Origin of the sequence: Stenotrophomonas sp. (assembly GCF_032099025.1) — a bacterium.
Lineage (GTDB): Bacteria > Pseudomonadota > Gammaproteobacteria > Xanthomonadales > Xanthomonadaceae > Stenotrophomonas.
The window spans coordinates 19,150-30,405 of record NZ_DAMCID010000037.1; the positions used below are offsets into that span (position 1 = coordinate 19,150).

The window sequence follows — 11,256 nt, forward strand, 5'->3', positions numbered from 1 at the left end:
ATGTACGTGCGCCGCCAGGCCAAGAATCCGCACGCCGAGGCCGAGCAGTTCCGGCGTCGCGCCGCGCTCGGCTTCCTCGGCGTGCTGGTCTGCCTGGTCGGGCTGGGCGGCTGGTACTTCAAGCTGCAGGTGCTGGACCACGACGTCTATGCCACGCGCTCGGAAGCCAACCGCATCAAGCCGCGTCCGGTGGTGCCCGGGCGCGGCATGATCTACGACCGCAACGGGCGCCTGCTGGCCGAGAACGTGCCCGCGTTCCGGCTCGACATCACCCCGGACAAGGTCAAGGACATGGACGCCACCCTGGCCGGGCTGGCGAAGATCCTGGCCCTGAGCCCGGAAGACATCGAGACCTTCAACAAGTCGCGCAAGGCGCGCCGCAGCTTCCTGCCGGTGACGCTCAAGCTGCGCGTCACCGATGAGGAAATGGCGCGCTTCGCCGTGGACCGTTGGCGCTACCCCGGCGTGGAGCTCGAACCCTACCTGACCCGCCGCTACCCGTACGGCGACCTGTTCGCGCACATCATCGGCTACGTCGGCCGGGTCGATGACAAGGACCTGGAGACGCTGGGCGAGGGCAATGCCGCGCTGACCCATATCGGCAAGTCCGGGCTGGAGCGCTATTACGAGCAGCAGCTGCGTGGCAAGGTCGGCTACGAGCAGGTCGAGACCAACGTGCAGGGGCGGGCCATCCGCACCATCGGGCGAGTGGCCGCGCAGTCCGGCAACGACCTGCGCCTGTCCATCGACGCCGACCTGCAGCGGGCCATGGTGGCCGCGTTCGGCGACTTCGACGGCGCCGCCGTGGCAATGGACCCGCGCACTGGCGAAATCCTGGCCATGGTCAGCCTGCCGTCCTACGACCCCAACCTGTTCGTCAACGGCATCTCGCACACCGACTTCAAGGCGCTCAACGACAATCCCTCGCGGCCGCAGTTCAACCGCCTGGTGCTGGGCGGCGTGGCGCCCGGTTCCACCATCAAGCCGCTGATCGGCCTGGCCGGCCTGGACAGCGGCGTGCGCAAGCCCGAGGACAAGATCCTCTCCACCGGCATGTTCTACCTGCCGGGCACCTCGCGTGGCTGGGGCGATGCCAACCGTGGCGGACATGGCTGGACCGACCTGCGCAAGTCGATCACCCAGTCGGTCAACACGTACTACTACAAGCTGGCCCTGGACATGGGCATCGACCGCTTTGACCACTACATGGGCTACTACGGCTTCGGCGCGCCCACCGGTATCGACCTCACCGGCGAGATCGGCGGGATCCTGCCTTCGCCGCAGAACAAGTACAAGTCGCGCAAGGAACGCTGGTACCCCGGCGACACCGTCAACGTCAGCATCGGCCAGGGCGACTGGAAGGTCACCCCGCTGCAGCTGGTGCACGGCGTGTCCGGCATTGGCGATGGCCAGCTGCGCACCCCGCACCTGGTGATGCAGCAGCGCGCCGGGTTCGATGCGGACTGGGCGACCATGCCGGCTGGCGACAGCAAGCCGGTCAGTCCCAGCCCGGGCAACCTGCAGGCGGTACGCGAAGGCATGATGGGCACCATGCGCCCCGGCGGCAGCGGCGCGCGCGCGGCGGCGGGCGCGCCCTATACCATCGCCGGCAAGACCGGCACCGCGCAGGTGATCAGCCGCCGTGGCACCGCGGCGGTGAATCCCAAGAGCCTGCCCATGCACCTGCGCCACCGCTCGCTGTTCGTCGGTTTCGCCCCGGCCGAGAACCCGGTGATCGCGGTGGCGATCGCCGTGGAAGGCGGTGGCTACGGCGGTTCGGCCGCCGCCCCGATCGCCCGCAAGCTGTTCGACGCGTGGCTGCTGGGCAAGATGCCCGACGGCATGGAGCCGCTGGACAGCGTTCGCGGTACCACGGCCATCGGCATCACCGCCTTCGACGGCGGTGGCGATGCCGCGCGCGAGGCCGGCGATGCCGCGGCCGCCGCGCTGGAGTTGCTGCCGGTCGTGGTGGGTGTGCCCGCTCCGGCCCCCGTGCCGTCGCCGCTGCCGGGTGCGCCGGTGCCGGCTGCCGCGCTTCCCCCCACGTCGCCGGAGCACGCCCGATGAAGGTCTTCCTGCGCTGGGCGACCGACATGGCCGTCCGCTTCAGCAGCACCCTGGACTGGGTGCTGTGCCTGGCGCTGGGCGCGCTGATGCTGATCGGCCTGGCGGTGCTCAAGAGCGCCGGGGGCGATGGCCTGGTGTTCGCGCAGGGCGCGCGCTTCGCGGTGGGCCTGGCCGCGATGTGGTGCATCTCGCGGATGTCCATCCTGCGCATCCGCTCGGCAACGCCGCTGATCTACGCCATCTCGATGATTCCGCTGATGGCGGTGTTCGTGCTCGGCACCGGCAAGTACGGGCGCCAGTGGCTGGACCTGAAACTGTTCTACCTGCAGCCGGCCGAGCTGCTCAAGGTCAGCCTGCCGATGATGGTGGCCTGGTACCTGCACCGCATGCCGCTGCCGCCGCGCTTCTCCACCGTGCTGGTCAGCGCGGTGATCATCGGCGTGCCGACCGGGCTGGTGATGCTGCAGCCCGACTTCGGCACCGGCGTGCTGATCGCGGCCAGCGGGGCCTTCGTGCTGCTGCTGGCCGGCCTGCCGTGGTGGTGGGTGGGCGTAGCGGTCGGCGGCGTCGCTGCGGCGGCCCCGGTGGCCTGGATCTGGCTGCTGCGGCCGTACCAGAAGGACCGCATCATGATGTTCCTCGACCCCGAGAGCGATGCGCTGGGCGCGGGCTGGAACATCATCCAGTCCAAGATCGCGATCGGCTCCGGTGGCTTCGACGGCAAGGGCTGGGGGCAGGGTTCGCAGTCGCACCTGAACTTCATTCCCGAGCAGACCACCGACTTCGCATTCTCGGTGCTCAGTGAGGAATTCGGCTGGATCGGCGTGGCCGTGGTGCTGGCGCTGTATCTGCTGGTGATCGGGCGCTGCCTGTGGATCGCCTCGCAGTCGCGCGACTCCTATTCCCGCCTGCTGGCCGGGGCCACCGGCCTGGCGTTCTTCGTCTATGTGCTGGTCAACGGCGGCATGATCTCCGGCGTGCTGCCGGTGGTGGGCGTGCCGATGCCCCTGATCAGCTACGGCGGTACCTCGGCGGTCTCGCTGCTGGCCGGGTTCGGGCTGGTCATGGCCGCGCGGAGCCACAACCCGGTGCATGGCGGATACGGCTGAGCCGACCCCGCGCGGTGTGCATCCCCGGTCGCGGCGACATTCCGTCGCAGCTACACCTTATAGATATGTCTAGTCAAAAGATCGACTGGCGCGGGCGGTCTTTTGCGCAAAAAGCGCGCTTGGAACGTGCCAAAGACGACAAAACCGTCGCCTAAAGTGGAAGTCGCGTCAACAAAACGACGTAAAAGTGGGATGTAGCGCACAGATATGAATGTGCTTGATCCGGATCAATGGACATGTCGTAAAGCGCCTGCACAATGGCGGCCCGCGAGCAGCCGGGCGTCGAGCCAAGCGATGCACCAGGCGCTGGCGGGAAGTAGTTGACCCGACGGGTACAGGGGGCAGGCCGCGCGCTGGGGAGTTGCGCGTCGTGCCGGTACCGACTGGGTCGGTAGGCCGGTTGCGTCCATGGGGATGGGGACGCAACCGGTATACCTTATTCGCCAGAGGCGAATAAGGTCCGGGCATTCCACCTATCCCCCGCGCCATCGGCGCGCGCCTGCCGCACCCAAGGCGCGGCAGGCCCACGCATACCACCTTAACCCGCGCCTGTCGGCGCGCCCCTTCAACAAGAAGGGCGCTTTTACTCCATCAGCACTGTGAATGGGGCTTTAGGTCAGCGCGATTACACGCTGGGTTAACGAACCGCCCTCTCGACGAAGCAATCCGTTGGGATTCATGGTGTTAGGGGTTTTATTTCATCTTTGACCTGCTAACCTGCGGCGATGATCCGACGCACTTTGGCCTGCATGCTTACGCTCGGTTTGGTTGCCTGCGCGACCCAACCGCATTCCCCGTCTCCGCCGCCGCAGGCGTCGGGTGCGCCCAACAAGCCGGGTGGCGTTCACCGGGGGCCGGCGGAAGCCGCGCCGGAAGCCGCCGCTGCCACCGCACCGCCGGTGGATCTGACCCCGGTTCCGTTCGAGGTGGCACGCGCGAACTTCGTACGTGATACCGCGGCCCGTTACGGCATTCCCGCTGCCCAGATTGACGCCACCCTGGCCCAGGCGCAGGTGCGCGCGCCGATCATCGCGGCCATGTCCCGGCCCGCCGAGCGGGTCAAACCGTGGAACGAATACCGGCCGATGTTCATCAGCCAGGCGCGCATCGAGGGCGGAAAGAAATTCCTTGCCACGCATCGCGATGAACTGATGCGCGTGCAGCAGCGCACCGGCGTACCGGCCGAGGTGATCGTGGCGATCATCGGCGTGGAAACCAGCTATGGCGGCAACACCGGCAGCTATCGCGTGCTGGACGCGCTGTACACGCTCGCCTTCAACTACCCGCGCAGCGGCGACCCGGCCAAGCTCGAGCGCGAAGTGCGCCGCGAGCTGTATTTCCGCGACGAACTGGCGCGCCTGTTCGCGCTGACCCGCGACGAGAAGCTGGACATCCTCGCCATCAAGGGCAGCTACGCTGGAGCGATGGGCATGGGGCAGTTCATGCCCTCCAGCTACCAGGACTTCGCGGTGGACGGCAACGGCGATGGTCGCCGCGACCTGTTCACCAGTCATGACGACGTGTTCTCCTCGATCGCCAATTACTTCGTCAAGAAGGGCGGCTGGGTACGCGGCGGTCCGGTGGCGGTACCGGCCACGCTGGCCGCTGGCCGCGCGCCCTTCGATCCCACCGACTGGACCCCGACCTGGACGCTGTCCGACCTGGCCCAGCGCGGCTACCAGCCCAGCGTCCCGGTTCCGGCGGGGCTGACCGCCACCCCGATCACGCTGGAAGCGAGCACGGGCAAGCAGTACTGGCTGGGCTTCCAGAACTACTACGCGATCACCCGTTACAACCTGTCCAAGAGGTACGCGATGGCGGTGTACCAGTTGTCCCAGGCCATCGCGGGACAGGAGTTGCCGCCGGCATGAACGCACGCGCACGCTGCCGATGGTGGGTTCCCGGGCTGCTGATGCTGGCGCTGGCCGCCTGCAGCAGCGCCCCGAAGAAACCGGCTGCCGCCGCCAGCGGGGCCAAGCCCGGCGGCACGCTGGTGCAGGGGCAGGGCAGCAAGGGCGGGCGTCCTGCGCACTGCCCGGACGGCTCGCCGTACCAGGCCGCGTCCGAGGACCCCAATACGCGCGGCAATTACCGCGCTGGCGGGCTGTACAAGCCCGGCGTCAATGACAGCACGCCCACCTACATTCCCAACGTGGCGTGCATTCCCGAGCCGGACGTGGTGGACCTGCCGCGTTCGCCGGTCGGCAACAAGTCGCCCTACGTGGTGCTGGGCAAGCAGTACGAGGTGATGGACAGGACCAGCGGCTATGCCGAGAAGGGCACCGCGTCCTACTACGGCGCCAAGTTCCACGGCCGGTTGACCTCCAACCGCGAGGTGTACGACATGTACGCCTTCACCGCCGCCCACAAGACCCTGCCGCTGCCCAGCTTCGCGCGGGTCACCAACCTGGACAACGGCGAATCGGTGATCGTGCGCGTCAACGACCGTGGGCCCTTCCACGACGGGCGCGTGATCGACCTCAGCTACGCCGCCGCTGTGCGCCTGGGCATCACCCAGCGCGGCACCGGCAACGTGGAGGTGCGCGCGCTGGCCCCGGGCGACGGCAACCTGCTGGCCGATAAACCGTCGTGGCGTGAACGCCGCGCCGCCGCCGCAGCGCCCGTGGTTGTGGCCACGGCGCCAGTGCGCCGGGACAGCGACATGGACCGGCTGGTCGGCAAGCTGCCGGCCGCCCCGAGCCCGGCGGTACCGGCGGGCACCCGACCGGCGGCCACCCAGGCGGCGGCCATCGAAAACCCGGCGGTCACGGTCAGCGCCCTGCCCAGCGCCGCGCCGGTGGCGGCTGCACCGCGCCCGGCCACCGCCCCGACGCCGGCACCCAGCCCCACGCTGCAGCAGCAGGTGGGCAATGTGCTGCTGCAGGTGGCCAGCTTCGCCAGCCGCGACAACGCCACCCGTGCGTTGGGCCAGCTGTCCTCGGCCGGCATCGTCGGCGCCAGCATCAGCGACATCGTCAGTGGCGGCCGCACCCTGTGGCGGCTGCGCGTGCCGGCAGCCGACCATGCCAGTGCCTCGGAACTTGCCGGCCGCATTGTCGGTCTGGGATTCGGGTCGCCGCAGATCGTCAAAGACTGAACGCCGTTCCCCCGGGCGCGCCTGCGTCCGGCCACCCCATGGGCCTACAATGGCCGTCCCCTGTAATCCCCTTGGCGCCCTCCTGGAGCTTGCTGTCCGATGAAATTCCGCTTTGCCGCTGCTGCCATGGCCACGACCCTGTTCGTGGGCATGGTCTCCGCCCAGACCCCCTTGCCGACGCCGGCGCCGGCACCCGCTCCTGCCGCTGCCGCCCCGGCCGCCATCGCCACTCCCCCGGCGCCGAAGCCCAGCGTGTCCAAGGCCTGGATCCTGATGGATTACGCCACCGGCCAGGTGCTGGCCGGCGAGAACATCAATGAACAGCTGGCTCCGGCCAGCATCACCAAGGTGATGACCTCCTATGTGGTCGCCGCCGAGGTCAAGAACGGCAAGGTCCGTACCGACGACCAGGTGATGATGAGCGAGCGCGCCTGGCGCGAAGGTGGCGCCGGCACCGACGGCAGCTACAGCGGCTTCCCGGTCAACCAGACCGCGCGTCTGGAAGACATGGAAAAGGGCATGGCGATCCAGTCGGGCAACGACGCGGCGATCGCGCTGGCCGAACACGTGGCCGGCAGCGAAGAAGCGTTCGCATCGCTCATGAACAGCTATGCGGCCAAGATCGGGATGAAGGATTCGCACTTCGTCAACGCCCATGGCCTGAGTGCGCCGGGCCACCACACCACCGCCTACGACCTGGCACTGCTGGGCCGTGCGTTCGTGCGTGACTACCCGGAAACCTACGCTTACAACAAGGTGAAGGAATTCACCGTGGGCAGCATCACCCAGCCCAACCGCAACCTGCTGCTGTGGCGCGACCAGAGCGTGGACGGCATCAAGACCGGTCACACCTCCGAGGCGGGTTACTGCCTGATGAGCTCGGCCCAGCGCGGTGACCAGCGTCTGGTCGCGGTGGTGCTGGGCGGCAGCTCGGAAAAGCAGCGTGCCGACGACAGCCTGGCGCTGCTCAACTGGGGTTTCCGCTTCTTCGAAACGCACCGCATGTACGAGCCGGGCAAGGCCGTGGCCGAGCACAAGGTGTGGAAGGGCACGGCCGCCACGCTGCAGCTGGGCGTGGCCCAGCCGCTGCTGGTCAGCGTGCCGCGCGGTCGCTACAACGACCTGAAGCCGAGCATCGACGTGCCCAAGACCCTGGAAGCGCCGTTCACCGCGGGCCAGCAGGTCGGCACGCTGAAGGTCACGCTGGACGGCAAGGTGGTGGCCCAGGCCCCGCTGGTGGCCGTGACCGCCGTGGAAGAAGCCGGCTTCTTCAAGCGGCTGTGGGACAGCTTCTGGATGTGGTGGGAATCGGAATAAAAGAGAGGCCCGCGTAACGCGGGCCTTTTTTTGGGCGAACCCGGCGGGGTAGAGCCGGCTGTTAGTCGGCTGCCCTCCGTTCCAACGTCATGAACACTTGACGCGCGGCTTCGTTCGATTGTTCAACCCGGCCTCAACCCTGCAACGGTGAGCCCCCTGGCTCCGGATGCTTGTGCTGCGCGTTGGGCTTAAGCCGACTAACAGTCGGCTCTACCCAGTCGGCTCTACACGCCGCTCGCTTACAGCGAGCGGCTGATCGTGAAGCTGCCATAGATCGGCGACTGCTCCTGCAGGTCGAACTCGCGGGTGCTGTGGTAGCGGGCGAGGGCGAACTTCCAGCGGTTGTACATCACCGCCAGGCCGTAACCGCCCTGGGCGACCCAGTTGCGCTTGTCCACGCTGTGGCTGTTGCGGAAGGTGTTGCCGTCCAGCGTGATGTCCCGGATCACCCAGGCCGCATCGGAGGTGGCGAAGAGGTGGAACGACCACCCCGTGGGCTTGCCGCCGCGGGTGGGCGCGGTGTTTTCGCCGGCCGGGCGCAGCGGGGTGCTGCCGAAATCGTCCGGCAGCTTCCAGCCAACGCGGACTTCGCCACCTGCGTTGAGGTGGGTGGCCAGGTTGCCTACCGCGCCACCGTAGTGACTGATCGCATCCCATCCCCACCCGCCCAGGTTGTCCTCGGCATTACCCCAGCGACGCATGCGCTCGTGGGTCAGCATCACCACCGGTTCGTTGTGCAGCTGGTTGTCCCAGCCCTGGAATTTCTCGTCGCCCAGCGCGTCGTGCACGACGTCCTGCACTTCCTTGCCCAGTGCCCACGGCCCGACCACACCCAGCGTCAGCTGGGTCGTCTGCAGTCGATCGCCGCGCCGGGCGTTGTAGCCGAAGCTGCCCACCAGCACGCCCGCATAAGGACGGTCGTCCTCGATCACGTCGCGGCGGGTGAAGTCCTTTGGCGTGTAGATCTGCTGGGCGAAGCTGAACAGCATGTTCTGCTGCTCGAACTCGCCCGGGGCCAGGCGCTCGAGGTGGCGGTTGACCCACCGCGCCAGGCGGGGAAGGCAAGGGTCATTGGTGTAGTCGACCAGGTTCGGCGAGACCAGGGTGATCTGCGCACCGTTGGTATAGCCCTGGTCCTGGTCCGCGCCGCCGAACAGATCGTTGTCGACGCGGAAATTGACCTGGGGCGGGTGCTCGCTCATCGCGTCAGGTCCACATTGGTCGGCGGCCTGCACGGCAGGGGCGACCATCGCAAGTACACCGGCCAGTGCGGCCGGCAACACACAAGTCTTCAAACGCATGGGAGTCCCGCTCAGGATTTGGTCTTTTTTAAGCTGGGTGAGCGTATTCACAGCGTGATGTCTTGAACAGGCCCGCGCACACATCGGTGCGTATCGCTGGTGAAGCCGGATTTTCACGTGGCGTTGGGTGCAACTGTGGCCATGTTCACGCGGTGCTTGGGTTCGGTCGCGACCGTCCCCATAATCGCCCTCATGGAAATCAAGTCTGACAATCCCGAACACGGCTTCCAGTTCCCCGGTCAGTTCGAGCTGAGCGCCATGGGCTCGGCCAACATCGGTCTGGAGCACGAACTCCCGCTGCTGCTGCAGGCGGCCGGCATCCAGGTGCTCAAAGAGCGCATCAACTGGAAGACCTCGTCCAACGGCAAGTATGTGTCCGTGAAACTGGTCTTCATGGCGGAGGACCGCGCGCAGCTCGACGCCGCGCACGCGGCACTGCGCGACCACCCGGAAGTGAAGTGGACGCTGTAGCCAGCGATGTCCTGACGCCCGCCCCGGGCGAGCGCCCGGCGCAACCGGCGATCGTGCGCGACCTGGGCCGCCAGCCCTACGCGCCGGTCTGGCATGCAATGCAGCGTTTCACCGATGCCCGCACCGACGCCACCGCCGACGAGCTGTGGGTGGTCGAGCACGACCCGGTGTTCACGCTGGGGCAGGCCGGCAAGGACGAGCACGTGCTGGCGCCGGGCGACATTCCGGTGCTGCACGTGGACCGCGGCGGCCAGGTGACCTACCACGGGCCGGGCCAGATCGTGGTCTACCCGCTCCTGCAACTGCGCCGGCTGGGGATCGGGGTGCGCGATTACGTGTGCCGGATCGAGCAGGCGATCATCGACACGCTCGACGAATGGAATATCGGCGCTGAACGCCTGGACGGGGCGCCGGGGGTGTACGTGGGCGGGGCCAAGGTGGCCGCACTGGGCATCCGGGTCCGCCGCGGCTGCACCTTCCACGGGTTGGCCTTCAATGTGGCCATGGACCTGGAGCCGTTCCACCGCATCAATCCCTGCGGCTACCAAGGGCTGCAGGTGACCTCGATGGTAGACTTGGGGGGACCGTCCGGCATGGCGGCCGTCAAGCCGGTGCTGCTGGGCCATCTGGCCCGCCAGTTCGGCCTGGACCTCCAGCCTGCCGCTGACCTGCCCGATCTGACTGACGCGGCCTAGTGCCGCCGACCAAGGCCATGACTGAAACCACCGCTCGCATCATTCCCCTGCAGGTCGTGCAGGGCGACACGCCGTCCGCCGCGCCGTTGCAGGCGGGAGTCAAACAGCTGGGCGGTGACAAGATCGGCCGCTCGCCGGTGCAGTTCGCCGACGCGCCGGTCCTGCGCAAGCCGTCGTGGATCCGGGTCCGGATTCCGTCGGGCAACGCGGTGCAGACGCTGAAGGCCAAACTGCGCGAGAACCGCCTGGTGACGGTCTGCGAAGAGGCCAGCTGCCCGAACATCCACGAGTGCTTCAGCCACGGCACCGCGACGTTCATGATCCTCGGCGAAGTCTGCACCCGCCGCTGCTCGTTCTGCGATGTGGCCCATGGCCGACCGAAGCCGCCGGATGCCGGCGAGCCGGCCAGCCTGGCGCAGACCGTGGCGGACATGGGTCTGAAGTACGTGGTGGTGACCAGCGTGGACCGCGACGACCTGCGCGACGGCGGTGCCCAGCACTTCGCCGACTGCATCGGGGCGATCCGCGCCACGTCGCCGAACACGCGGATCGAGGTGCTGACGCCCGACTTCCGCGGCAAGGGCCGCATGGAGCGGGCGCTGGACATCCTGGCGACGAACCCGCCGGATGTGTTCAACCACAACATCGAAACGGTGCCGGACCTGTACCGCAACGTGCGGCCGGGTGCGGATTACCAGTGGTCGCTGACGCTGCTGAAGAACTTCAAGGCGCAGCACCCCACCATCGCCACCAAGTCCGGGATCATGCTGGGCCTGGGCGAGGACATGGACCAGGTGCGGGCGACGATGCGTGACCTGCGCGCGCACGACGTGGACATGATCACCATCGGCCAGTACCTGCAGCCGACCGCGCACCACCACCCGGTGCTACGTTACTGGACGCCCGAGGAATACAAGGAACTGGAGGTCTACGGCTACGAGCTGGGCTTCAGCCACGTGGCCTCTGGCCCGATGGTGCGCTCGTCGTACCACGCCGACGTGCAGGCGAAGGGCGCTGGCGTAGGCTGAATCAGACGCGGCTGCCGGTGGGGCGAGCGCGGGGCCGCCATACCCTTGTCTGCGAATGTCCCTCAACAGCGGCTGCCGGTGGATCGAGCGCCGGGCCGCCTTACCCTTTCCGGCGAAGGTCCCTCAACAGCGGCTGCCGGTGGGTCGAGCGCCGGGCCGCCTTACCCTTTC

At 67.8% G+C, this 11,256-nt stretch carries 9 protein-coding genes; 8 read left to right on the plus strand and 1 reads right to left on the minus strand.

All coding sequences use genetic code 11. The annotated features are described in order from the left end of the window. The 5 genes from mrdA to RT456_RS18090 all read left to right on the plus strand — a co-directional run bounded on the left by mrdA (position 1) and on the right by RT456_RS18090 (position 7,590). Entirely contained in the window at positions 1 to 2,067 is a 2,067-nt protein-coding gene (gene mrdA / locus RT456_RS18070) for a penicillin-binding protein 2 (RefSeq protein WP_313348631.1), read from the plus strand. Continuing rightward, positions 2,064 to 3,176 (plus strand): rod shape-determining protein RodA, encoded by a 1,113-nt coding sequence (gene rodA / locus RT456_RS18075; RefSeq protein ID WP_313348632.1) that lies wholly within the window; start codon positions 2,064 to 2,066, stop codon positions 3,174 to 3,176. Before mrdA ends, rodA begins: the two co-directional genes overlap by 4 nt. Before the next feature lie 725 nt (positions 3,177 to 3,901). Continuing rightward, the gene (gene mltB / locus RT456_RS18080) at positions 3,902 to 5,047 is read left to right on the plus strand and encodes a lytic murein transglycosylase B (protein WP_313348635.1); all 1,146 of its coding nucleotides are present in this window, start codon (positions 3,902 to 3,904) and stop codon (positions 5,045 to 5,047) included. After that, positions 5,044 to 6,273, plus strand: a complete 1,230-nt coding sequence (locus tag RT456_RS18085; RefSeq protein ID WP_313348637.1) for a septal ring lytic transglycosylase RlpA family protein — start codon at positions 5,044 to 5,046, stop codon at positions 6,271 to 6,273. Before mltB ends, RT456_RS18085 begins: the two co-directional genes overlap by 4 nt. A 99-nt stretch (positions 6,274 to 6,372) precedes the next feature. Then, on the plus strand, positions 6,373 to 7,590 hold the full coding sequence (locus RT456_RS18090) for a D-alanyl-D-alanine carboxypeptidase family protein (RefSeq protein WP_313348639.1): 1,218 nt from the start codon (positions 6,373 to 6,375) through the stop codon (positions 7,588 to 7,590). A gap of 239 nt (positions 7,591 to 7,829) precedes the next feature. Here the strand turns inward: RT456_RS18090 and RT456_RS18095 are convergent, their stop codons facing one another. Further along, positions 7,830 to 8,840: a lipid A deacylase LpxR family protein gene (locus tag RT456_RS18095; protein ID WP_313348647.1), complete on the minus strand. Its 1,011-nt coding sequence runs from the start codon at positions 8,838 to 8,840 to the stop codon at positions 7,830 to 7,832. 243 nt (positions 8,841 to 9,083) lie between these two features. On the opposite strand from RT456_RS18095, the gene RT456_RS18100 reads away from it, so the two are divergent. From RT456_RS18100 to lipA, 3 genes are read left to right on the plus strand one after another with little or no spacing between them, the layout of a single operon-like run. After that, positions 9,084 to 9,362: a DUF493 family protein gene (locus tag RT456_RS18100; RefSeq protein ID WP_313348641.1), complete on the plus strand. Its 279-nt coding sequence runs from the start codon at positions 9,084 to 9,086 to the stop codon at positions 9,360 to 9,362. Next, positions 9,350 to 10,057, plus strand: a complete 708-nt coding sequence (gene lipB, locus RT456_RS18105) for a lipoyl(octanoyl) transferase LipB (protein WP_313348643.1) — start codon at positions 9,350 to 9,352, stop codon at positions 10,055 to 10,057. Before RT456_RS18100 ends, lipB begins: the two co-directional genes overlap by 13 nt. 17 nt (positions 10,058 to 10,074) lie before the next feature. Beyond that, a complete protein-coding gene (gene lipA, locus RT456_RS18110; protein WP_313348645.1) occupies positions 10,075 to 11,085 on the plus strand; it encodes a lipoyl synthase in 1,011 nt (336 codons plus the stop codon). Positions 11,086 to 11,256 lie beyond the last annotated feature (171 nt).